The organism is Romboutsia lituseburensis (assembly GCF_024723825.1).
GTDB lineage: Bacteria > Bacillota > Clostridia > Peptostreptococcales > Peptostreptococcaceae > Romboutsia_F > Romboutsia_F lituseburensis_A.
This window is the reverse complement of record NZ_JANQBQ010000001.1, coordinates 2,810,190-2,835,076: the sequence shown is the minus strand read 5'-3', so window position 1 is coordinate 2,835,076 and position 24,887 is coordinate 2,810,190. Positions and strand designations below refer to the sequence as shown.

Here is a 24,887-nt window from a genome sequence, read left to right as displayed (position 1 = left end):
CCATTATTAAGTTTAAATCTATAAATTTTATTAATTATTGCTGTGTTGTTTTGAATAAACATTAGTCATATATAAATATATTGGTACTACTAATATTAATCCTCCAAGCCCCCAAACTATCTTCATAGGAGCATCTATTCCCGCTTTTACTAGTAATATTAAACTTACTATTACTGCAAATATTGGTACAAATGCACCTCCTGGTATCTTGAAATTTACTTCTTTCCCTGCATATTTCTTTCTGAATACTAGTACAGCTAGGCAAGTAGGTATATATTGTATAAATCTAGATACAACACTTATTTGAGATAATGTTATAAACGATCCTGACCAAGCTATTAATAATGTTCCTATAATAGATACCGTTATTGCTACATATGGTGCTCCATTTTTATTAGTTTTGCTCATAGGCTTAGGAAGTAGGCCTTGATCTACTAAAGCTGTAGCTGATCTTGGTGTAAATATAGATGATGCTATATTTATACCACCTACAGATATTATTGTTCCTATTGTTATTATATAGCCCCCTATAGGTCCCATTATTTTAGTTGCAGCATCTGCAACTGGGTTAGTAGCTCCACTTAGTTGTGGACCTAAAACACCTATACTTATAGCAAGTACAAGGACATATACTACAGATACTATAAACATTACTGTTACTAAAGCTTTTGGTACATTTTTCTTCGGATTTTCCATATCCTTAGCTGCAACTGCTAAAGACTCAAATCCAGTAAACGCATAGAATAAAGATATAGATACTGCAACAAAAGCAGAAGAAGTTGTTTGACCTTCTGGTATTATCACAAATGGTTTAAAGTTCGAACCTTTTATAAAAAATATTCCTACAGCTATAAATACTATTAATGGAATTAATTTACCTACCGTCATTATATTATTTAAGTTTTTAGATTGCTTTACACCCATTAAATTTATAAGTCCAAGACCAACTACTAATATACCTATTATTATATTTTTAGTTAATGGTTCTGCAGCCTGTGGCCAAACTGAAGATAATGTAACTGCAAAAAAGTTAGCCATAGTTGCCCAAGCTATCATACTTACAGCCCACTTCATAAATCCAACTTCAAATCCTATAAAATCTCCAAATGCTTCCTTTGCATAAAGATATGGACCTCCATCTCCTTCAAACCAACTACCAGCTTCAGCAAAACATAAAGCTATAGATACTGCTAAAATCATACAAAATCCTAAAATTAATATACTCGATGGACCGATGTTTGAATACGCTTGTCCAGGAAGCCCGAATATTCCAGAACCTATAATTGCATTAATGCCTAATAATACAATACTCCAAAATCCTAATTTTGTTCCTTTTTCCATTTTTAACCCTCCAAGTTTTATGCCTTAATAATTATTTTTCTTTAGATGCTTCTTTAACTAATGCCATAAATAACTTCTGCATTTTAGGACAATCTTTTGTCATCATCTCAGGATGCCATTGAATACCTATTACAAAATGATCTCCTTTTTTTTCTATCGCTTCAACTACTCCATCTTTTGCTGTAGCAGATATTATATATCCTGGAGCTAATTTATTTACACCTAAGTGGTGGAAACTATTTATTAGGATTTCTTCCTCTCCTAGTATTTCATATAATTTTGTCCCTTCTTTTATATAAGCTGTATGTGTAGAAACGTTTGGTAAGTGTTGTTGATTATGCTTTATATAAGCTCCATCCATTAATGATAAATCTTGATACAGACTTCCACCTTCACCCACATTTATTACTTGTTCACCTCTACAAATACCTAGAATTGGTTTTTTCATTTCTAGTGCAATTTTTAATAATCTCATATCAAAAGTATCTCTTTTAGGCAATATGTCTCCTAACTTATTATGTGGTTCTTCTTTCCACAGTAGAGGATTAATATCATGACCACCTGATAATATTAAAGCATCAATATTAGCTACTTGATCTCTTATTAATTCTTCATCGTTAATAATTGGAACTATATATGGTATCGCCTTACACATAGCTACCGATTGTATATAGTCATTATTGACATAAGCTCTTTCATATCCAGGAAACATTCCACCTTGATCAATTATTAAACTCCCAGATATTCCAATTATAGGATATTTCTTGTTTTTCATACCTAATGTCACTCCTCTATCTAAGTTCTAGTAATAAATTTTTACATTTTTTATTAAAAGCAACTATCATGCCAAAAAAAATATTTTTGTATTTTTTTTATATTTTTTTAATTTAAACAGCTTTATAAATTCTACAAATAGTTTTTATATTTTTAGAATTTGTTTATATAGCTTAGCTTCATATATTTTCATTAGATGTTAATCTAATATAAATTTTTATAAATAAAAAAAAGAGGTAAGAAATCCTTATCCTCTTCATTCTATTTATAATATTTTTTTATTCATAATTCTTTATTAAAAAATTCAATTTATACTTTAAATAGGTTTATTAGGTTTCTGTTTTTACCTATTTATTTACCTATTTATATATTTTAGTAAGTAAATGCCTTTTTCACTTAGCTCACTACCTTTTCTTCCAACTTCAGATGCAACTAAATCTAAGTCTTTAAATATACTTAATATCTTTCTTACTTCTCCTTCAGTTATAAAATATCCAGATTCGTTTAATTTATTAACTATTCCACTTCTTCCAATAGATTTATTTAATATATTTTCTGCATTTATAACTTGCATAATCTTATTTACTTTATCTATAGATGTTTTCTCTTTCAATATATTTATTTCATAGCTATACTCTTTTTTATGATTCATAATATTATATGGTAAATCACATATATTTACTTTATTATCCATACACATTGTATCTATATACATAGCTGTATTTCTTAATTCTCTAATATTTCCTGGCCACGAATAACTATTAATTATTTCTTTGACCTTATTACTTATTTCAATTTTATTTTTCATAAAATATTTTAGCAGCTCAGCTATATCTTCTTTTCGATCCCTCAAAGGAGGGATATTTATAGGAAGTACATTTATTCTATAGTATAAATCAGCCCTGAACTTTTCATTTTTTATCATATCAAGTAAATTTTTATTCGTAGCAGCAATAATTCTAACATCAATGTCTATTACACTTTCTCCTCCAACTCTCATAACTTGATTTTCCTGAATTACCCTAAGAAGCTTGGTTTGTAAATACATCGGCATATCCCCTATTTCATCTAAGAATATAGTTCCATTATGAGCTTGTTCAAACAAACCTCTTTTACCACCTTTTAGTGCACCAGTAAATGCACCTTCCTCATATCCAAATAGCTCGCTTTCTAATAAATTTTCAGGCATTGCTGCACAGTTTATAGCTATAAACGGCTGATTGAACCTTAATGAGCCGTTATGTATAGATTGAGCCATTAATTCTTTTCCTGTTCCACTTTCTCCAGTTATTAAAACTGTATAATCTGATTTTGCTATCTTTTTTGCTAATTCCTTAGATTTTTCTAATTCTAAAGAGTTAGTTTTTATATCATCAAAATTATATCTAGCAACTTGTCCTTTATCTCTTAGTTTTTTAGATAAATTTTGCTCTAATTTTCTTATATACGTTATTTCCTGTATGCAGAAGTATGCTCCTGTAACTTTACCAAAACTCTCTATATTATATTTATTTACATTTATATATTTATTTTTAAACTTTATAACTTCATCCTTAGCTTTATCCAAACTAAAAATGATCTTGATGTCATTATTATCTATGTCATTTAATTTTTTTCCAACTATATCACTTTCAATATCTAGTATCCTCTTTACACTTTGGTTACAAATTAATATTTCTTCTTTATTTGATACCATAGCCATACCTACACTTGATAAATTTATTATAGAATTTAATTCTTCATTTTTTATAGTTAGTTCTTTATATTTTGTATTTATACCAGAGTATGAACTAATAACTTCATCTGAATATTTTATTAACCTTTCTGTTACTTGCTTATCATCTATATTTAACTTCGCTATTATTTGAAGAAAAGTTGAACTATCAATACATCTATGTCCAAGATCAATTACTTCTTCAATATAGCTAGGAACTAAATTTGATTCTCCAGGTGTGACCGCAACTTTAATATGTCTGTACTCTTTACTTGGATCATATTGTATAAAATTCAAGTGATTTATACCCATATCATACAAGCTGGATACAGTTTCTAATATAGTGTGTTCATTGTCATTTACAACTAACACATCTATTCCTTCCGGCAATGCAAATAGTTTATATACTTCCTTTTGTTTTATGCTTCTATTTATTCTTATTATCTTTTTTGTATCATCTATATATTCCTTTATTTTTATAGCTCTATTATCTATCATTGCAAGAACTACATCACCTTCAATTGACTGCTCTTTAGACATAGTATTTAAATAATAGTTTTTTATTTTTACTTTATCTTTAAAAATGTTTTCTAAGTTCTTATTTAAAAATAATTCTAATCTTGATATTCCATCCGTAACTACAGCTATAGTCTTCATTATCTAAACTCCTCTTAAACTTATAAAATTCAAGCTTATATTAAAAAAATCTAACTCACTCATGATCCATACATCAATTTGAAAATATAAAGGATCTAGTAAGTTAGATTTCACTCTAAAGTCATGTTCATTTTAAATAGTTTTATATGATTATTAAAAATCATATCTATAACTAAATTATATATTACATAAAAATATTTATTTTTTTCTACTTTCTAAAAACTTAGTTAAATTATTTACTGTAGCCATGTCGCTTCTTTCTAAATCTGTAGGTTGAAGTACTATTCCTAATCTTTCTTCTATCTCAAGTAAAACCTCTATTATTGCTAATGAGTCTAAAAGTTCTGCTTCAAATAAATCTAAATCTAAATCCTCTTTTATTTCATCACAATCTAAAACATCTTCAAAAATTGATATAACTGCTTCTTGCATTTTAACTCCTCCTCAAATTAAGCGTAGTGTCCTGAGAAAATTAACAATCCAAAACATGCTATATGGAATGTTACTACAATTTGTACAATCTCAAACCACTTCTCTTTTTTATGTTTTTTATAAAACTTTGATTTCTTTTGATATATATCAGTAAGTACAAGTACTACACCTTGATATATCCCATAAACTATATAATACCACGTTAATCCATGCCATGCACCCATTACTAACATTGTAATCATTTGAGCAACATGAGATGCGGTAGCTCTTTTTTTAAATCTTTTCTTTCTCATAGATGCTATTACAAATCTTGAGAAAATATAATCTCCGAACCATCTAGAAAGACTTATATGCCATCTTGTCCAGAATTCTTTCATGTCTTTACTTAAAAATGGTTTGTTAAAGTTATCTGGTGCTTGTATACCAAATATATAACTAGTACCTACCGCAAATAAACTGTATCCTCCAAAGTCAAAGAATAAGTATAAGCTATAAGTGTACATGTAACAAATTACACTCGTAAAGCTTACTTTTGAAGGTATTCTTGACATTAAAAATATGTTTATCATAAATGCTATTACAAATTTATATCCAATTCCCATAAATATCTTTTTAAATCCTGGAATTAAATAATCATTTATATATTCATCTCTAGGTATTTTCTTTTCTAGCTCTTTTTCAAATCTTCTTGATCTATCAATCGGACCAGAACTTAAAGTTGGGAAGAATAATATAAAGTAAAGCATCGTTGAAATTTTTACTTCTTTTATTGCTCCATCATAAATTTCAATTACCATTTGGATAGCTCTAAAATTCAAGTACGAAATTCCTATAAACCCTATAGTTCCAAATGATGTAAGTGGCGAAATTTTATTGATTATAATAGGAGACATTGAAGCTATTAAAAATAATCTATATATAAGTTTACTATCTGTTTTCTTTCTTACATACTCATACCCTTTAATCACTCCAACTTCCATTACTATAAATGCTATTAAGAACTTAAGGCTAACATTTACACCAACGATTAAAAATATCATGAATATTGTTGCTATCATTCCATAATATTTTATACTTTTTTCTCTTAACCCTAAGATTATCGCTGGAATCATAGTTAATAGTAATATATAAAGGTAAAAATAATCTCCATATTGTGAAAAAGTCATTAATTTTCCTCCATAAGTTTCTTTCTATCTATTTTCCCATTTATATTAGTAGGGAACTTCTCTATAGTTTTTATAGTTCTCGGTATCATATATGAAGGTATATATTTACCTAACTCTTTTTTTATTGCAATTCCAATTTTTATATCACTTAATGAACTACTTTCTTTTAACTCTACAATTCCTTTTAAGTAAGCAATTTTTTCATTTTTATAAACAGGTATAACCACTGCATTTTTTACATTTTCAACTTTTCTTAAGTTGCTTTCTATGTCTTCTATCTCTATTCTAAATCCATTTAATTTTATTTGGAAATCTCTTCTTCCACAGTAATATATATTTCCATCTAATATATAGCCACTATCTCCAGTTCTATAAGCTCTATGCTTAATTCCGTCTATCTCATCATAGAAGAATACTTCATCAGTTTTTTCTTTATTATTGAAATATCCTTTAGATACTGAAGGTCCTATTATTATGATTTCACCTTTTTCACCTTCTGGAAGTTCTTTTCCATTTTCATCTAATATCTTTATCTTACAGTTTTCCATAGGATATCCAACTGGAAGGCTCTTTTCATCATCTATCATTTCTTGTGATATATCATTTACGCTGACTCCAACTGTTGCCTCTGTTGGTCCATATCCATTTACAACTCTTGTATTTGGAAATCTCTCTAATAAAGTTTTAGATAAACTCTTCGGTAAAGTTTCACCTATAAATATCATTGATTCAAGCTTTGGTAACATTTCTTGATTAAAACTATTTTCCGTTACACAAACCCCTGCAAATGATGGAGTTGAAACCCAAACTGTCATATCTGATTTTTCAAATTGATTAAATAATTCTTTATAATCTGCTAAAACTTTCTTTGATAAAGAAAATAATGTAGCTCCATGTACTAAACCTGGATATATTGATGTAACTGAAAGGTCAAATGAGTATGCAGCTTGATTCATAACTACCTTCTCACTTCCATCAATTTTTAAATATGGACTCATCCAATCAACAAAACTATCTAAGTTGTTTGAACTTATTTGTACTCCTTTTGGTTTTCCCGTACTTCCTGATGTAAATAGGATATATGCATTTTCATCCTCTTTTACCCAGTTTTCCTTAGATATCGTCTTTCCTTCATACTCTTTGATTATTTCTTTAAGCTTCTCTTCATTTACAACATTTAAATCTCCAAATTCAGTTTCTTCACTAAAGTTGAAAAATACTTTTGGTTTAATTTCTTTAGTAACTTCAAATACTCTATCTATTGGGAAACTTATATCTAATGGAGCATAAGCTCTCCCAGATTTTAAAGCACCTATCATACATGCCATTATCATATTTTCTTTGTTACCGTATATAACTATAGGAGTATTTTCATCCCCATATATATCTTTTAAATATAATGCAATTGCTTCTGAATACTTATCTAAATTTTTATATGAAAGAGTTTCTTCATTACATTTTAGTGCTACTCTATCTGTATTTGAATATTTTTTTATACCTTCAATGATTTTCATATCTATTTCTCCTTATTAAAACTCATTATATATAAATGGTAATTCTTTAAATGGCGTAAATGTAAATACTAATATAGCCATAATTATTATTATCGTAATACATATACTCATAATTAAATATTTATTGCTGATTAAATTCTTTAAATAGCTTTTCACAAACATCTACCCAACCTTTCGTCCCCAGGTGCATTACATCTCTCAAGTAATATTTCTCAGTTTCATTTTCTCTAAGATCTATAACTTTAAAACCATGCTCTTTTGCAATGTTTCCTGCTTTATCATAAAATTCATGTCGTTCTTCTGTTGAAATTCCTGTCATATTATAGAACTTATCCATACCTGGTATTAATACAACTACAGGTTTTATTCCTAAGTCATTACATATATCTAGATTTAATTGGTAATCGTAAAACTCTTTTGATTCTAAAAGATTTACATATTTATATTTACCTTCTAATTTGTGTAAATTTTTCCCAAAATTATGTCTGTAATATCCCTTATCTATACATAATTCGTTATTTCCAACTCTCTTTTTAGCATCCATTATAGCTTTTTCTTCTTCATTTTTCCAATCTATAGGTTTACTTTTGACTGGAGCTTTTTTATCCTGTAAAATTAGTAATTTTTTAAATGTTGTACCTTTCTCTTTAAGGCTTACTATATATTTTCTAAATTCAAAATAAGGTTTTAATAACACTTTCTCAGTATTAGATAAAAATGTATCTGAACTATATAACTTAGCATATACAGATTCAGATTTATAATCTTCTGAATCAGCTAATAATTTACTTGATCTATCAGCAAACTTTATCTTATTTTCATTTGAAATACTTGGGTTATTTAAAAAGGCATAAAATTGAGTTGGTGAAAATCTAGTTTGGTAATGATGGGGTGTAACCCCTTCTCTATCCATAAACCACTGCATTGAAACTAATAAGACAACTTTCTTATCTTTTACACTTGAATCAAAACTTCCTAAAATAGTAGCATCTTGTAAGCTTTGAGTATATGCTCTACCTATTGTAATAACCTCATTTTTACTTCTACTGGTATTAAAATAGTAAGTTGGATGTTGCTTTGTTGAGTGGCTTAACTCTGATGATCCTAACATCATAATATCTTTATTTCTTAAAAAATGGTTATTAGCGATAACTCCCTTATCCTTTACATCACTTAAAGCATCATTCATTATTGGTATTAAGTCTTTTTCTTTAAGCATATAGTCAATTTTAGAGTCAAGGAATTTATTTAATCCAAATAAAAATATACCACCTACTACTAATGGCATAATTAAATAAATTGATTTTTTCATATTTAAATCTCCTATAAATATTTATAATTAATTTACGTCCGTATTTTAGGCGTAAATGATTGTATTTTAACTAGTTCATAGAAAAAATTTTTACTTTCATTAACTTATTTTTTATCACCAGTATATCGTAACAGTAAATTCTTAATATATTGTTAAGAATTTCTTAAGATTTCGAAAGAATATATACTTATTATCTACTTTTTTGTCATATTTTGTATTATTTAATCGTATTTACTAATTTATTGAATATTTTAATATATTTTACATAAAAAAGAGATAGTTACATTACTATCTCTTTACATAACTTTTAATTTTTCTATTTTAGTAATTATTAAAATATATTTATAATATCTTCCCATCAGCTATAGTTATAACTTTGTCTGCCATTTTTGCAATATCACTATTATGAGTTATCATGACCAGTGTTTGATTAAATTCTTTAACACAGACTTTTAAAATATCCATTACTTCATCTGTCGTCTTTGAATCTAAATTTCCAGTAGGTTCATCTGCAAATATCACAGAAGGTTTATTTGCAAGTGCTCTAGCTATTGCCACCCTTTGCTGTTGTCCTCCTGAAAGTTCATTTGGAAATTTTTTAATTTGATTTGATATGCCTAGCTTTTCAATTAAAGTATTTATATATTCTTTCTCTTCTTTTTTTCCATCTATAGAAACTGGTAGTGTTATATTATCATATACATTTATAACGGATATTAGATTATAGCTTTGAAATATAAATCCAAATTCGTCTCGTCTTATCTTTGATAGTTTTTCATCATTTAAAGTATATATATCCACATCATCAAGATAAACATTTCCTGAAGTTGGTTTATCCAGCCCTGCCATACAATGAAGCAATGTACTTTTTCCAGAACCACTTGGACCTATTATAGCCGTAAATTTATTCGGCTCTATCTCTAAATTTATTCCATCTAAGGCATGTACTTTATTTTCATCTTTTCCGTATGTCTTTTTTAGATTTGATATCTTTAATTTTTTCATATTTTACTCCTCCAAGTTTGCTTTAATTATTAATTAAAAGTTATTAGAAATTTTCTGAAATACCCTCTGTTATTGAATTACCTTCTATTTTGTCTTTAGATAAATATACTGCAACAATCCCCATAATGATAAAAATAGTAAATAGTATAATTATCTGAGTCCAAGGAATTTGATATTCTGCAACCCTAGTATATCCTCCTGCTAAAAGACCTTTGTTAGACCTTGCTATACCATAGTTGTGATAAATTGTTGCAATCACAGATCCTATTATAGAAGCGACTATTCCATATAATTCACTTTCAATAATTAAGATTTTTTTAATGTTTTTTATACTCAATCCAATTGCCCTTAAAGTTGCCAATTCTTTTCTTCTTGTAATAATATTACTTCTCATAATAAAAATGATATTTACTGAAAGTATTAATAAAGTCAAAATCTGATATATTATAGAAAGCTTTTCTTCAGAATTTTGTTGAGCTCCAATAAATTTTAACTCTTCTCCTTTTCCATTTATCTCTGTAGCTCCATAATTTTTCGTTAATTCTTTTAATTTTTGTTCTACAGAATATAACTTTCCTTTTTCAACTGTTACAAATAGCTTATTATACTCTTTTTGACCTGTTAATTCTTTATAGTCATCTTCTCTAAATATTACTTGAGCCCCTTGAGCTTGCATGTTACCATCCTGTCCTGCTGCATATGATTCTTTCATGATAGCTCCAACCTCTACTTTGAAATTTTCATATTTTTCAATGTCATCTTTATATACAGGGAGTTTTATTTCTATAATGTCTCCTATTTTCACATTATCAATTATCTTTGCATCAAAAGTGTTTGTAACCTGTGAATTTGTATTGTTAACTAAGATTATTTTCTTGTACTCACCTGATGTAGGCTTTATAATATTTTCCCCTTTTTCAATAAATTCTTGTCTTTTCTTTAACATATCATCACTATATCCTCTTATTAAAAGTGGATACTCATTGTTATATTCAACTTGATAAAGCGACTTTTTTCTGTTTAATTCATTTTGATAAGCCTTTGATAACTTATCTTTAGAAAGTATAATCTGACCATAAGGATTATTAAAATGTGGTTCTACATATCTTACGTTTTTCATATTATTAATTTTGTGTATTAAATCATTATCTAATTTATAAAATAGATATTCTGAATTTTGATTATTACCCTCAACAGTTTTATCTACACTACCATATGACATGGACCATGAACCACCAGTTATTCCTTCTTCCATATTATATTTTATAAAGCTTTTAACACCTAAATTTAATATAAACATTGTTCCAACAAAAGTAATTGCGAGTATTGTCAATATAGTTCTAGGTTTATTTCTCCATAAATTTCTAGTCGCTATATTTATAAGTACATTTTTATTTTTTTTATCTATATTTTTACTCTTTGATTTTTTTCTATATTTGTCGCTTACCCTCGTAGCCTCAATTATAGACATCTTCATAGCTTTTCTAATTACTATAAAACTAGAAAGAGATACTGATATAATTGAAACTGCAAAAGAATATATTATGCTAGGCATTTGTATTGTTAGCATAGAGCTATATCCATACACTACTCTTAAGCCAACATATGAAAAAATAATTCCAAATATTATTCCTATTAAAGTTCCTAAAATTATATAAATAAAGCTCATACTAATAAATAAGTTCTTTACCTTCTTCTTTGGCATTCCAATAGATCTCATAAGACCTACTTGATTAGTCATATTCTGAAAAATAATATTAAATATGTTGTATATTACAATAGTTGATACAACTACTAAAAGTATTGAGTTTATACTATTTTCTATGCTGTATTTTGAAATCGATTTATGAGATTTTGCCAAATCAACCTCAGCATTTTCATGCAAATTGAATATATTAGTATCTATTTTTTTTATCATTTTCGTTACAAATTGAGGTATATCTTTTTCTGATTTAAGATATATAGTTCCAGTATACGTATCTCTGGGTTTTATTGGCATCTTAAAATCATTATTTACAAAAGCTCTAAATGTACAATCATACTTAGATATATCATAATACTTATCTGATTTTTCTACTAAACCAACGATTTTAAATGTTTTATTTGCACTGTCTATAGAGTTAATTTCATTATCATCCATATAGTTGTTCAAAAGCATTAAGTCTATATTTTTATTTAAGGGGTTAGATATCCCCATCTGACTTGCAGCTTCTTTTTCTATGACTATTTCTCCGTCTTTTATCGGTTCTCTTCCATATATCTTATATCCTAAAGAACTTATAAAACCTTTATCAAATGAATTTAAATCAAGATTAACTCCACTTTTTTTATCTACTATTTTGCATAATTCTTTTGATATACTCGACTTTGATATATCTTTTTCCTTTTTTAAATTTTGTATTTGATTTTTACTAAGTGAATTAAACTCTACATGATAGTCACCATGTAAATCCTTCATCTCTTTTATTTGAGAATCATATCCTGAATCCCTAATTACAGTCATAGAAAAAATAAGCATTACTGAAAGTACAATACTTGATAATAATGCTATTGTTTTTCCTTTTTGCTTTTTCATATAAGATATTGCTAATTTAAATGTACTCAAAACTTTACCCCCTCATTCTTGTATTAATCCTAGCACAAAAAAATGCTACCTTCTTCGGATAAAAGGTAACATTTCTAAAATTTTGGTTCAATATAAGTCCGACAAGTGGTCTTTTTTTACCGACAACTATCATATTAAACGAATATATCTATTAAATTTCACTCAACTGGTATATGAATAGTAGCTATAAACTTAGACTCACTATCCTTAATTTTTAATTCTCCATTGTATTTTTTTATTGAAGATTTTATACTGTCTAAACCTATCCCATGAAGGAACTTATCTTTTTTAGAAGTAAAAATCTTATTATTTTTTATTATTAGCTCATTTGTCTTGCTGTTTTCACATCTAACTACATAGTACCCCTTTATAAAAGTACTTTTTATAGTTATATATTTATCTATATTATCTTCATCAATTTTATTGCATGCTTCTATTGCATTATCTATTAAATTTGAAAATATACTACTTATGTCAATCATATCTATAAATTCACAATTACTAAAATCTATGCCTGCATTAAAATCTATATTATTTTCCATGCAGCATTTACTCTTTTCATATAATATAATATCTAACAGTGCATTTCCTGTATTATAAATATTTTTATTATTTTTTACTTCATATTCTATATTATTAATATATGCATTTACATCTTCACTACTATTTTTTAATGATTTTATATTATTCATATGATTATTCATATCATGATATACTTGTCTCATTTTTTCTTGTGATTCTTTTACCATTAAATAATATTTATACTGCATATCTAATTTTTCATTTACAAGTTCCAATTTTGCTTTTTCTTTTTCTGATTTTATAGAATTCACAAAAATAAATATTAATATTGTATTTATTATAGCTAAAATATAAGGAAATACATGTTCTATAAAACTAGATATCTTACTCATATATAAAATATTATTATATTCAATGTTATTGTTTATTACTATTCTATATAAATCATGAGATTGTGAAGTTGAGATGTTTATAATTACAATTATAAATATATTAACTGCTATAGTTAAACTTACATATACTAAATATTTATTATCATTGTATATTTTTTGTACCTTCTCAAGAAAATATATACCTAGAAAAATAATTAAAAAATTTATTCCAAGATTAAATACATATATATAATTACCTATATAAGTAAACGTCATAAACAAAAACCAATAAATGCTACACTCTATCAATATATATACTAAACTGTATATTAAAGAATTAATTATAGACTTTTTTATATCAATTTCATAAATGCATTTGCAGATTAAAGTTAGTACTAATGCTGCGTTGATAAAAACTTCTAGTACTACAAATCCAAAAGGTATCCCCCTTAATGCTAACCATATAATTAATAATAAAATTACTATGGATTTAATATTTTTTTTCAATTTACATTTGCAAATATAACCTCTTTTATTCATTAGCATAAAAAAACAAAACATGAATATAAACATATTTACAATACATAAAGCTCTATGAATACCTAACATAGCTTATACTCTATTAAGTCAAAAAATTTATCTTTTGTTTCTTTAAATCTATACCTACTAATAGGTACTTCTTCGTTATTTTCAAGTATTGCTACATACTGTTTTATAATTTTTATATGTTCTAGATTCACTAAAAAACTCTTATGACATCTAAAAAATCTACTACAATCTATTTCTTTTTCAATATTACTCATAGTTCCACTTATTTTATAAACTTCATTTAAAGTATGTATAGTTATAGTTTCTTTCTGTACTTCTATATAAGTAATCTCATTTATGTCTAATTTAATTTGATTCCCTTGCTTCTTTATAATAATATACTTATTTTTTATTTCTACTTCTTTTATGCAATTTATAATATTTTCTTTTATATCATCATATTTTACTGGCTTTACTAAATATCTATAAGCCCTTACTTCATAACCTTCTAGTGCATATTCTATTAAAGATGTAATAAAAATAATTTCTACGTTATTATCTAAAATCCTTATTTTTCTAGCTGTATCCATTCCATTGATCTCACCTAATTGTATATCTAACAAAATTAAATCAATATATTTTGAATAATTTTCAAGCAATTCTTCACCGGAATTAAATATATCTAAGCTATATTTTATAGATAATCCTTCAAATATTTTTTCAATATAATTTTTTAATAATTCTTGTTGCTCTTTTTCATCTTCACAAATTGCTATTTTTATCACTAATTCCTCATCCCCATTAGATAAACTTTTATTAGATTATTATACCTTCAAAATGATCTACTTCATGCTGTATAATCTGTGCAGTAAATCCTGTAAATATTTGTTTATGCTTATTGAAATTTTTATCTAAATATTCTACTTCTATTGTTTCATATCTTGTTGTTTTTCTAGAACCAATTAAAGATAAACAACACTCTTCAGCCTCGTAAGGTTTCTCTTTTTTTAGTATAACTGGATTTACCATAGGAACTATCATATTACCTACACTAAATACTAGTATGCGCTTTTTTACTCCTATCATATTAGCTGCTAGCCCTACACAATGTTCTAAATTTGCCTCTAGTGTATCTATTAAATCATTGATAACTTCTATATCATCCTTTGTTGCTAATTCTGATTTTTGTTCTAAAAATAATACATCTTTTACAATTTCTTTTATCATTATTTATCTAACCCTTCTATTCTTTATATAAATTCATATCAATTTAAATTCTATCTTGTAATGCACTGTATTTATAGTCTACTTATTTTAGTAAACTAATAGATATTTTAAATTTTATCAAAGTATTATTCTTAAGTACAGTAGCCACATCATAATTAGCATTAACTCTAATAATATAAATACATGCATCAATAACATAATTTTTTGTTTAATCTAATATACACCCTATATTTTTAATAAATAATTATCAAATACAATGATTTATTTTAATATGCAAATCAAAAACTTTATTTAGAAACTTTAATTTTATCAGTCTTCTTATAAAAAAATGAATTTAAATTTTTTATATCTTCTTTTATATATCTATGATTCACATCAACTACATTAAAATTAAATGCTTTAAAAATAAACTGCATACAGTATCCTAACCCTATGCTAGTTATAATTGTTCCTATTCCAATAGTTCCTCCTAGTAAAACTCCGATAATAACTACTCCTATTTCTAAAAAACCTCTCACTATTCTAATTGGTTTACCACTTTTTTTTTGAAGTGCAACCATCATACCATCTCTAGCTCCACTACCTAATCCTACTCCAATATATAAATAACATCCTATACTTAGTAAAAGCATACCTATAATTAACATTAAAATTCCGGATATAAAATTATTTGCAACAGGTATTAAACGATTTAACATAATTATATCTATAAGTCTTCCGATAATAATCATATTAAGTATAGTTCCCCATCCTAAATTTTCACCCCAAAATACATTTAAGGCTAGTACTATGGTACTGACTAATATGTTTGCATTTCCCATAGTAATCCCTGCCGTTTTAGATATTCCTTCGTGTAATACATCCCAAGGAGATAAACCTAGTTTAGCATTTATAGTTAACACTATTCCTGCTGCACAAAGTATAAATCCAATTAATAATTTAGTAAGTTTAAATAATTTAGTTTTCATATTAACCTTCTTTCTCTAAATTTATATATAATATAAATTTTGATTATTATTTATAATTCATGGTAAAATAATATATATATAATGTTAGGATGTGATTTTTTGCCTGTAGATAGAACAAATAAGGTTAGTTGTAGCCATTATAGATGTGAAATTGAGGTTACACTTGAAGTTATAGGTGGTAAATGGAAATCCCTTATATTGTGGAACTTAGGTATTCACAAAGTTATTCGATATAATGAATTTAGAACCATAATACCAGATATAAGCCAAAAGATGTTAACTCAACAACTAAGATTTTTAGAAAAAAATCTTCTTATAAATAGAAAAATCTATAATCAAGTTCCCCCTATGGTTGAATATTCACTTACTGATTTAGGTGAAAAATTATTACCTATATTAAATCAAATGGATATTTGGGGTAAAGAATTTGTTAATGAATTCTCTAAATAAAAATAGAAGGATCTACCTTCTATTTTTATTATACAGACCAAATACTATTATAGTCAAAATTTCCCCCTATTAGAACTGACCTTAAAATTCCTACTGTATCAAAAAAATTAGATATTATAAATTTTATAAATCTAAGTCTTAAAATATTTGATTTATAATAACTTAACTGCTATTTTATAAAAAATTTATTTTAATTATTTCTCTTTGATTTTAAATAATTATCTATAGAATTTGCAACTTTTTTAGATGAAACTACTGCTTCTATAACAGTTTTAGGTCCATGAGTAACATCTCCACTAGAAAATACTCCTTCTCTCGATGTATTTCCTTCTCTGTCTATTATAATAAGACCTTTATCATTTGCTTTTACACTTTCATTATTTGAAATAATAGTATTTCTCGGTATCTGGCTAACTGCAATTAATATAGAATCGCATTCAAATAAGCTTTCGCTATTTTCTACCTTAATTACAGAGTTATTTCCATCTTCATTAGCAATCTTTTTTGTATCTGCAAGCACAATTCCATTTTCATATATTTCAACTGGAGCTTTATATGTTAAAAACTCTACACCTTCTTCTAATGCATCCATTATTTCTACCTTAGTTGCAGCCATATCTGAAAAATCTCTTCTATAAACTACATGAACTTCTTTTGCTCCATAATATTTTGCACTTCTTGCTGCATCCATAGCAACATTTCCTGCCCCTATTATAACTACCTTTTCACCTAGATCATACTTCTTTGGAGATTTTAAGTAATTTATTGCATAATAAGAGTTTCCTAGAGTTTCTCCTTTTATATTTAACCTCTTTGGGTTCCACACTCCTGTACCTATAAATACAGCATCATATCCATCTTCAAATAATTTATCTATAGTTATAACCTGACCTATTGAAGTATTTACTTTAAATTTAACTCCAGCTTTTTTTAATAAATTTATTAAATTATCTATTATATCTCTATCCAATCTAAATTCAGGGATACCATATCTAAGAATTCCACCTAGTTTTTCGTTTTTTTCAAAAACGGTCACATCATAACCTTTTTTTATAAGTTCTACAGAGATAGTAAGCCCTGCTGGACCTGAACCTACAACAGCAACTTTTTTATTATTTTTATTTGTCTGTACTAACTTTCCACCTTTTAAAAACTCAGTTGATATTTCTTTTTCTATTTTATAAAACTCTACAGGTTCTCCTTTTATTCCTTTTACACAATTACCTAAGCATTGATTTTCATGAGGACATACTATGCCACATATTGCAGATAATGGATTATTATCAAATAAAATTTCTCCTGCTTCTTTTATTTTTCCATCCTTATATAAACTGATAATAGTTGGAATATCCGTATTTATAGGACAATTTTGTTTACATCTTGGATTTTTACATAGTAAACATTGATTTGCCTTGTTTATTAGTTCTTTCATTTTACACCACCTTAGTTGAAAAATTTATAAAAATTTACTTGAAACTCTACTCCAAAAATTATAATTTGGCATTCTAAATAAATTTATTTTTTGATTAGTCATCTGTGTTTTTATTTTTATTACTCTTTCAAATTTATACTCTACTCCATCTACTACTATTAACATCGATTTTTCAAAACTATATTCAGGTACTACTTCTAGCTCAGATTGAAAAGAAAATAATATACTTGAACTAAAACTTCTATATACATTGGTGTTTAAATGGTTAATTGAAGTTAACTGTATTACGTTCATACTAGGATCTACAATACTCCCTCTAGCTGAGTAGTTGTGAGCTGTTGATCCTGTTGGAGTTGATATTATAATTCCATCTCCACTTATTTTTTGAATCTTATTTCCATCTATATTTATATTTGCATGAATGACTTTTGATTTATCACACTTTATAACCACTTCATTTATTGTATAAATATTTACTTCTCTATATTCTGTAATTATTTTAGTGTTAAGAATAGGTAAACTTTGTACAATATAACTTTTAGATATATATAAATCTATAAATTTATCTATTTCTTCTACAGTAACATCAGTAAAAAATCCAAGATGACCTGTGTTTATTCCTACAAATAATTTATCTGTAAATTCAAGTGTATTAACTATTTTTAGGAAAGAACCATCTCCACCTATAGAAATAATTAGTTCTGTTTTTTCATGAAGGTAATCAATAACTTTAAATCCTCTTTTTATTAAATTTTCACTTAAAATTTTTTTAGTTTTTATAGATTTCTCTATATCATTTGATTTTATTGTTACTATCCTATTCACTATAGTTCCTGTCCTTTCTATTTTTAATTGAAACAAAGCCCCCTATTTTCATAGGTGGCTTATTTCAATTAATAGTTATATCTTTATTAGAAGTTTACATCTTCTCCATAGTAAACTGCTTTAAATAATTCTTTCATTTCTTCTACTGATATCTCTCTTGGATTTGTACCTGTACATGGATCAGCCACTGCTGTTTCTGATATAGATTGTAAGTTTTTATTAAATATTTCTTCTGATAAACCAAATTCTTTTAATGAATTAGCCATTCCCATATCTTTTCTGAATTGTTTTACAACATTTACTAATGAGTTAACTAATTCATCTTCTGTATTTCCAGATAATCCTAATCTTCTAGCTATATCTGCATATGCATCTTTTGCTGTTTTAGCATTAAATTGTATTGCAGCAGATAAGTATATAGCATTTGCTAAGCCATGAGGTATATCAAATATCTTACCTGTTTTATGTGACATAGAGTGAACTATACCTAGTATTGCATTTGAGAATGCCATACCTGCTAAGTTTTGTGCTATGTGCATATCTTTTCTTGCTTGGTCTTCACCGTTGAAAGAATTAGCTAAGTTGTCATAAATCATTTCTATTGATTTCATAGCTAAAGCATCTGTTATTGGATTTCTAGCATTAGATACATAAGCTTCTATTGCATGTGTTAAAGCATCCATACCAGTATTTGCTACTAACGTTTTAGGCATAGTTTGAACTAAGTTAGTATCTACTATAGCTATATCTGGTGTTATATTATAATCCGCTATTGGGTATTTTACTCCTGTTTCATTATCTGTTATTACTGAGAATGAAGTTACTTCTGTCGCAGTTCCACTTGTAGTTGGTATTGCTATGAAATGAGCTTTTTGTCTAAGTTCTGGCAAGTTAAATGGTTTTGCTGCTTCTTCAAAAGTAAACTCTGGGTATTCATAGAATATCCACATAGCTTTTGCTGCATCTATTGGAGAACCTCCACCGATTCCTATTATTAAATCTGGGTTGAATTCATTCATCATTTCAACACCTTTTCTTACAGTAGCAACTGAAGGGTCATTTTCAACTCCTGTAAAAACTATTGTCTCAATATTAGCTTCTTTTAAGTTTTCTTGTATTTTAGGAACTGTTCCATCTTTTATTAATCTTTCTGAACCTATAACAAGCATTGCTTTAGTACCTTTTGCATTTTTTAGATAGTCTATTGCATCATCTCCAAAGTATAAGTCTCTTGGTATTGTAAATCTATTCATATTTGTTCCTCCTGTTTTTTTAATTTGTTGTTGATTACATTTATTAGTATATATAGCTTACATGCAAAAAAAAAGAAGGCACTTTTCGGTGTGGCACACACTAAAAGGTAGTATTTATGTAATTACAAATATTATATTTATAGAAATTTTTTAATTTAACTAAGTTTATTTTATTTTTAAGATTTGTTTAAGGTTAAATTTATACAATAAAGTCACAAAGATACAGAAATATTTTTAGGAGGTATTTTGATGGTAATCAAATCATTTAAGCGTTATGAAAAGAACTTTATTTTAATGCAAAAGTAGGTTATTTTATTATGAGCACAAGAGTACACTATTCACCAGAAATAAAACGGAAAGCTATAGATATGAAATTAAATGGTAGCACTACAAAAGAAGTTATGAATAAACTAGGAATAAAAAATAAATCTCCCTTTCTCCTATAAAATACAGGAAAAAGGGAGCATAGGTTGTTTTATATTGTTCCACACGAAGGGTGCAGTTCAAATTCATCAATGTGTTTAATAGTTTTAAATCTATAGTATGATATCAAAAAAATACAATAATAAACATCCTTAATTTATCCTCTATATTACATTTCTGCTTTAGTTACTTTTCGTGGCCTACCTTTTATATTTTTTGTTTGTAGTTCTTTTAGTACCATTTCACCTTTATTATTTAGAACCTCAACATAAGTAGATACATCAAGTACACTTATAACACCAATGTCCTGTGCAGTCATACCTTCTATGCTACAAAGTGTACCAACTATATCAACAGGTCTCATCTTAGTTTTTTTACCCGCATTTATGTGTAACTTCATGATTTCTTGACTTAAATTTGCACCTTTATCTTCTTTAAGCTTTTGTCTTTGCTCTAACTTTTTATCAAATTCAGGCTTTAAGCTCATAACAAGTCTTTTGCTTGGTTTCATTTTTATTGTTAATTCTTTGCCTGTGTATGAATGTATTTCAAAGATACGTCTTTCATCAGATCTCATAACAAAAGTAATCGCTCTACCTTCTTTACCTGCACGACCTGTTCTTCCGATTCTATGAACATAATTTTCTCTTAATACAGGTACATCATAATTTATTACATGAGTGATGTTGTCTATATCTATACCTCTAGCAGCTACATCTGTTGCTATTAAGTATCTAAAGTATCCTTTTTTAAAACTATTCATTACTTTAATTCTTTCATCTTGTTCCATACCACCATGTATTTTGTCACATGGATATTTAAGTTTTGTTAACTCGTTGTACAGAGATTCTACTTTAGCTTGAGTGTTACAGAAAATCACACAACTATCTGGATTTTCTACTGTAGTTACATCTTTTAATAAATTTAACTTACCTGTTTCTTCTACTCTATATCCATCTTGTTGTATTCTATCTACTGTTAAAGTTTTTGCTTTGATCTCTATTGTAACATGGTCTTTCATGTATTTTTGTGATAACGCATATATATCTTCTGGCATAGTTGCTGAAAATAACATAGTCACACGTTCAACAGGTAGTGCTGATATTATCTCTTCTACTTGTTCTAAAAATCCCATACTAAGCATTTCATCTGCTTCATCTAATACAAGATATTTTATATTATCCGTTACAAAATTTCCTTCTTTAATATGGTCTATTGTCCTACCAGGTGTTCCAACTACTATATGAGTTTTTTGTTTTAACTCTTTTGCTTGTAGTTCAAAAGATGATTTACCATATAAAGCTAGTACTTTTATTCTTTTAAATCTACCTATATTAAATACATCTTCCTTAACTTGTATTGCAAGTTCTCTTGTCGGTGTAAGTATTAGTGCTTGTGGTTTGTTCTCTTCCCAATCAACTAGTTCACATAGTGGTATTGCAAATGTTGCTGTTTTTCCACTTCCCGTTTGTGATTTTACTAGTATATCTTTATTTTCTAATGCAACTGGTATTACTTCTTGTTGAACTTTTGTTGGTGATTTATAGTTTAGCATATCAAGAGATTTTAATATTTCATTGCTTAGCTTGTAATCTTTAAAATTTGTTTTTGTCATTTATGTTGTCTTCCTTTTTGGCTTTGTAGTATTTTTGTTATTAGATCTATTACTGTTAGGTTTTCTATTCCCTCTATTGTTTCTTTTAGGTGCTACAGTTATATCCTCTGCACTAGATACAAAACTATGTTTTCCTACAACTTCAATTTTTTTATTTATAAGTTTTTCTATAGCCTTATAAAGGTCTCTTTCTTCCATTGAACAAAATGCTGTTGCTCTACCAGTTCTTCCAGCTCTTCCGGTTCTACCAATTCTATGAACATAAGTCTCCGCAACTTCTGGTAAATCATAATTTATTACATATGGTAATTCATCAATATCAATTCCTCTTGCTGCTATATCAGTCGCTACCAATACTCTAATTTTACCTTCTTTAAAACTATTTAATGCTAACTGTCTCGCATTTTGAGATTTATTACCATGTATTGCAGCTGCACTTATTGATGATTCCATTAAATCTCTAGTTATTTTATTTGCCCCATGCTTTGTTCTTGAAAATACAAGTACAGATTCTTTTGGGTTATTTTTTAATAATTCTATAAGTAAGTTAGTTTTTTGTTTTTTACTTACAAAATAAATATTTTGTTCAACCATCTCAGTTGTTGATGATACTGGTGCAACCTCTACCTTAACTGGATTTTTAAATATTGAATCTGCTAGTTTTGATATCTCTTTTGGCATAGTAGCTGAGAAGAATATATTTTGTCTAACTTTTGGCAGATAACTAATTATTCTTTTTACATCATGTATCATACCCATATCTAACATACTATCTGCTTCATCTAAAACAAAATGTTTAACATCATTTAATTTCAAGAATTTTTGATTATATAAATCAAGCATTCTACCAGGAGTTGCTATTAATATATCTACTCCTTCTTTTAATGCTTTAGTCTGAGGATTTTGAGATACTCCTCCAAATATAACTAAACTTTTTATATTTGTATGCCTTGCATAAGCGTTAAAGTTTTCTTGTATTTGTATTGCTAATTCTCTTGTTGGCGCTAGTATAACTGCTTTTATAGTTCTTTTGCCTTTTAATGATTTTTTATCATTATATATTTGTTGTATTATAGGTATTGCAAATGATGCAGTTTTACCTGTACCTGTCTGTGCACATCCTAATAAATCTCTACCTTCTAATAATGGTGTTATTGATTTTGCTTGTATTGGTGTAGGATTTGAATATCCCTCTTCTTTTAATGCCTTTTGTATTGGTCTAATTATATCTAAGTCTGTAAATTGCATTTATTTCTCCTTTTTGCTTCCTTTTATATTAATCTAAATTATTTACAAAATAAAAAGTCGCCTTGCTCATGTTGGCAATGACTTTGTACGTTGTTCAAAATTTAGCTTTGCTTAATCTACTTATTCGTAATTATAATATACTCATAATTTCCTTATACGTAAAAATAAACACTTTTAATGCCAGTTAATCTCTAAACATAAAAGTGCTTATCTTTTATATTATACACTATATTTTTTTAAATAAGGATATATTTATTATTTGCCACTTAAGTATTTAGTTTTTATTCTCCATATTCTTTGCTATATTTAACCTGTACATTTATATTTTTATGCTTTTCACAAAACTGGCTAATCACATGATAACAACTTGGACATGGCTCCCACTTACTATACAATGTAAGATTTCCATAATCTTTAATTTTTCCCGATTCTATTTGATTATGAATTTCTTCAAATATCTTTTTTTCACTATCATTTACTCGATTATATCCTATTCCTAACTTTCCTAACTTATTAACCTTGCTACTTTTAAAATTCGCATCCTTGTCTTTTGGTGCTGTACAAAATTCAGCTACATCATTGCTCCCACTTATTGCCTTGAATTCTTTATTATCATATATGGCTATTGCAATATTTATTGTGTCTTGTAGAGTTTTAGTTTGATTTATATTAAATATTTGATTGTCCTCTTCATTGACTACCATGTATTTATGGATATTTCTTCTTAATCGTTTCATTCTAGGTATATTATTTTTTATATGATTATGATATTCTATACTACCTAGCTTAGCTGGAATATATTCATAATTCATCTCATCAGGTATCTCTATTGATATTGTTTTAGTTTTAGTGTCGTGATTATACACTTCTATTTTATTTCCTCTTCCAGTACCAATCATCTTTTTTAGAAGTTCAATATCTTTTGCATAAATATAATCTTTGTCTAATTGTTTTTCTAAATTTTCTAGTTTATAAATATCTTTTGGATTTATTTTTTTAGATACGATAATTTTTATTTTTTCTATATCATTTAACATATGATCAACATTGTCTTGGGTACTTACAATTCTTTCATACTCAACTCTAGATATGTTTAATTTTCTTATTTTATTTATCTTTTTACTTAATTTAATGTGCTCATTTTGAAATAATTTTATATTTTTCATATACTCTATAAAATTATTAGCATTATCTGCTCTGTAAGTAATATCATTGTTATTTAGAGACTCATACATAATGTCTATTACTGGATTATCTATTTTAAAAATTTTAGCTATATTTTCTTTAAAGTTGATATCTTCTAAATTAATTTCTTTGTATCCTTCTTTTCTTAATGCATCTTTAAGATCATTTATATTATTAATTTTTAATCTTTGTTTTTTTCTATTATTTGATGTGTTACAAATTTCCGTCATAAATACCTCTTGTTTTTTAATTGTATAGGTTAGAATTTTAATCTTATTAAAGTTTTTTGTCAAATGTATTTATAGGATATTTACTTAATT

The 24,887-nt window shown here is 26.9% G+C and carries 20 protein-coding genes; 1 reads left to right on the top strand and 19 read right to left on the bottom strand.

Translation table 11 applies throughout. From position 1 onward, the window contains the following. Positions 1-30 precede the first annotated feature (30 nt). The 13 genes from NWE74_RS13845 to NWE74_RS13785 form a co-directional block, all read right to left on the bottom strand. Positions 31-1,341 carry an APC family permease gene (locus NWE74_RS13845; protein ID WP_258243582.1) on the bottom strand — a complete coding sequence of 437 codons (1,311 nt, stop codon included), beginning with the start codon at positions 1,339-1,341 and terminating at the stop codon, positions 31-33. 31 nt (positions 1,342-1,372) lie between these two features. Beyond that, positions 1,373-2,116 (bottom strand): gamma-glutamyl-gamma-aminobutyrate hydrolase family protein, encoded by a 744-nt coding sequence (locus NWE74_RS13840; RefSeq protein ID WP_258243581.1) that lies wholly within the window; start codon positions 2,114-2,116, stop codon positions 1,373-1,375. A gap of 354 nt (positions 2,117-2,470) precedes the next feature. Further along, positions 2,471-4,486 (bottom strand): sigma 54-interacting transcriptional regulator, encoded by a 2,016-nt coding sequence (locus NWE74_RS13835; RefSeq protein ID WP_258243580.1) that lies wholly within the window; start codon positions 4,484-4,486, stop codon positions 2,471-2,473. Positions 4,487-4,684: 198 nt separating this feature from the next. Then, positions 4,685-4,918 carry a phosphopantetheine-binding protein gene (locus NWE74_RS13830; protein ID WP_258243579.1) on the bottom strand — a complete coding sequence of 78 codons (234 nt, stop codon included), beginning with the start codon at positions 4,916-4,918 and terminating at the stop codon, positions 4,685-4,687. A 17-nt stretch (positions 4,919-4,935) separates the two neighbouring features. After that, on the bottom strand, positions 4,936-6,084 hold the full coding sequence (dltB, locus tag NWE74_RS13825) for a D-alanyl-lipoteichoic acid biosynthesis protein DltB (RefSeq protein ID WP_258243578.1): 1,149 nt from the start codon (positions 6,082-6,084) through the stop codon (positions 4,936-4,938). Next, the gene (dltA, locus tag NWE74_RS13820; protein ID WP_258243577.1) at positions 6,084-7,598 is read right to left on the bottom strand and encodes a D-alanine--poly(phosphoribitol) ligase subunit DltA; all 1,515 of its coding nucleotides are present in this window, start codon (positions 7,596-7,598) and stop codon (positions 6,084-6,086) included. Before dltA ends, dltB begins: the two co-directional genes overlap by 1 nt. A 121-nt stretch (positions 7,599-7,719) precedes the next feature. Further along, positions 7,720-8,910 (bottom strand): D-alanyl-lipoteichoic acid biosynthesis protein DltD, encoded by a 1,191-nt coding sequence (gene dltD / locus NWE74_RS13815; protein ID WP_258243576.1) that lies wholly within the window; start codon positions 8,908-8,910, stop codon positions 7,720-7,722. Positions 8,911-9,252: 342 nt separating this feature from the next. Further along, on the bottom strand, positions 9,253-9,915 hold the full coding sequence (locus NWE74_RS13810; RefSeq protein WP_258243575.1) for an ABC transporter ATP-binding protein: 663 nt from the start codon (positions 9,913-9,915) through the stop codon (positions 9,253-9,255). 43 nt (positions 9,916-9,958) lie between these two features. Beyond that, positions 9,959-12,520, bottom strand: a complete 2,562-nt coding sequence (locus NWE74_RS13805; protein ID WP_258243574.1) for an ABC transporter permease — start codon at positions 12,518-12,520, stop codon at positions 9,959-9,961. Between the two features lie 158 nt (positions 12,521-12,678). Then, positions 12,679-14,022, bottom strand: a complete 1,344-nt coding sequence (locus NWE74_RS13800; RefSeq protein WP_258243573.1) for a sensor histidine kinase — start codon at positions 14,020-14,022, stop codon at positions 12,679-12,681. Beyond that, positions 14,016-14,726, bottom strand: a complete 711-nt coding sequence (locus tag NWE74_RS13795) for a LytR/AlgR family response regulator transcription factor (protein ID WP_258243572.1) — start codon at positions 14,724-14,726, stop codon at positions 14,016-14,018. The genes NWE74_RS13800 and NWE74_RS13795 overlap by 7 nt, the downstream gene beginning before the upstream one ends. 31 nt (positions 14,727-14,757) lie before the next feature. Continuing rightward, the gene (locus tag NWE74_RS13790; protein WP_258243571.1) at positions 14,758-15,168 is read right to left on the bottom strand and encodes a peptide deformylase; all 411 of its coding nucleotides are present in this window, start codon (positions 15,166-15,168) and stop codon (positions 14,758-14,760) included. Positions 15,169-15,455: 287 nt separating this feature from the next. After that, positions 15,456-16,136, bottom strand: coding sequence for a YczE/YyaS/YitT family protein (locus NWE74_RS13785; RefSeq protein ID WP_258243570.1), 681 nt, complete (start codon positions 16,134-16,136; stop codon positions 15,456-15,458). 99 nt (positions 16,137-16,235) lie between these two features. Between NWE74_RS13785 and NWE74_RS13780 the strand changes: the two genes are divergently transcribed. Beyond that, the gene (locus NWE74_RS13780; protein WP_309137286.1) at positions 16,236-16,586 is read left to right on the top strand and encodes a helix-turn-helix domain-containing protein; all 351 of its coding nucleotides are present in this window, start codon (positions 16,236-16,238) and stop codon (positions 16,584-16,586) included. Between the two features lie 190 nt (positions 16,587-16,776). On the opposite strand, the gene NWE74_RS13775 is transcribed toward NWE74_RS13780, so the two are convergent. The 6 genes from NWE74_RS13775 to NWE74_RS13750 form a co-directional block, all read right to left on the bottom strand. After that, positions 16,777-18,018, bottom strand: a complete 1,242-nt coding sequence (locus tag NWE74_RS13775; RefSeq protein ID WP_258243568.1) for an NAD(P)-dependent oxidoreductase — start codon at positions 18,016-18,018, stop codon at positions 16,777-16,779. A 24-nt stretch (positions 18,019-18,042) separates the two neighbouring features. Then, positions 18,043-18,879: an NAD(+)/NADH kinase gene (locus tag NWE74_RS13770; protein WP_258243567.1), complete on the bottom strand. Its 837-nt coding sequence runs from the start codon at positions 18,877-18,879 to the stop codon at positions 18,043-18,045. Positions 18,880-18,929: 50 nt separating this feature from the next. Further along, positions 18,930-20,096, bottom strand: a complete 1,167-nt coding sequence (locus NWE74_RS13765) for an iron-containing alcohol dehydrogenase (protein WP_258243566.1) — start codon at positions 20,094-20,096, stop codon at positions 18,930-18,932. Between the two features lie 592 nt (positions 20,097-20,688). Next, positions 20,689-22,134: a DEAD/DEAH box helicase gene (locus tag NWE74_RS13760; RefSeq protein ID WP_258243565.1), complete on the bottom strand. Its 1,446-nt coding sequence runs from the start codon at positions 22,132-22,134 to the stop codon at positions 20,689-20,691. After that, entirely contained in the window at positions 22,135-23,382 is a 1,248-nt protein-coding gene (locus NWE74_RS13755) for a DEAD/DEAH box helicase (protein ID WP_258243564.1), read from the bottom strand. Between the two features lie 281 nt (positions 23,383-23,663). Continuing rightward, positions 23,664-24,797, bottom strand: a complete 1,134-nt coding sequence (locus tag NWE74_RS13750) for a deaminase domain-containing protein (RefSeq protein ID WP_258243563.1) — start codon at positions 24,795-24,797, stop codon at positions 23,664-23,666. Positions 24,798-24,887 lie beyond the last annotated feature (90 nt).

What these genes read in the sequence shown, in the direction of transcription:
- dltD (WP_258243576.1), bottom strand. Translation starts at nt 8,910, where the DNA reads ATGAAAAAATCAATTTATTTAATTATGCCATTAGTAGTAGGTGGTATA.
- NWE74_RS13835 (WP_258243580.1), bottom strand. Translation starts at nt 4,486, where the DNA reads ATGAAGACTATAGCTGTAGTTACGGATGGAATATCAAGATTAGAATTA.
- NWE74_RS13755 (WP_258243564.1), bottom strand. Translation starts at nt 23,382, where the DNA reads ATGCAATTTACAGACTTAGATATAATTAGACCAATACAAAAGGCATTA.
- NWE74_RS13775 (WP_258243568.1), bottom strand. Translation starts at nt 18,018, where the DNA reads ATGAAAGAACTAATAAACAAGGCAAATCAATGTTTACTATGTAAAAAT.
- dltA (WP_258243577.1), bottom strand. Translation starts at nt 7,598, where the DNA reads ATGAAAATCATTGAAGGTATAAAAAAATATTCAAATACAGATAGAGTA.
- NWE74_RS13785 (WP_258243570.1), bottom strand. Translation starts at nt 16,136, where the DNA reads ATGAAAACTAAATTATTTAAACTTACTAAATTATTAATTGGATTTATA.
- NWE74_RS13845 (WP_258243582.1), bottom strand. Translation starts at nt 1,341, where the DNA reads ATGGAAAAAGGAACAAAATTAGGATTTTGGAGTATTGTATTATTAGGC.
- NWE74_RS13760 (WP_258243565.1), bottom strand. Translation starts at nt 22,134, where the DNA reads ATGACAAAAACAAATTTTAAAGATTACAAGCTAAGCAATGAAATATTA.
- NWE74_RS13790 (WP_258243571.1), bottom strand. Translation starts at nt 15,168, where the DNA reads ATGATAAAAGAAATTGTAAAAGATGTATTATTTTTAGAACAAAAATCA.
- NWE74_RS13840 (WP_258243581.1), bottom strand. Translation starts at nt 2,116, where the DNA reads ATGAAAAACAAGAAATATCCTATAATTGGAATATCTGGGAGTTTAATA.
- NWE74_RS13810 (WP_258243575.1), bottom strand. Translation starts at nt 9,915, where the DNA reads ATGAAAAAATTAAAGATATCAAATCTAAAAAAGACATACGGAAAAGAT.
- NWE74_RS13750 (WP_258243563.1), bottom strand. Translation starts at nt 24,797, where the DNA reads ATGACGGAAATTTGTAACACATCAAATAATAGAAAAAAACAAAGATTA.
- dltB (WP_258243578.1), bottom strand. Translation starts at nt 6,084, where the DNA reads ATGACTTTTTCACAATATGGAGATTATTTTTACCTTTATATATTACTA.
- NWE74_RS13800 (WP_258243573.1), bottom strand. Translation starts at nt 14,022, where the DNA reads ATGTTAGGTATTCATAGAGCTTTATGTATTGTAAATATGTTTATATTC.
- NWE74_RS13830 (WP_258243579.1), bottom strand. Translation starts at nt 4,918, where the DNA reads ATGCAAGAAGCAGTTATATCAATTTTTGAAGATGTTTTAGATTGTGAT.
- NWE74_RS13765 (WP_258243566.1), bottom strand. Translation starts at nt 20,096, where the DNA reads ATGAATAGATTTACAATACCAAGAGACTTATACTTTGGAGATGATGCA.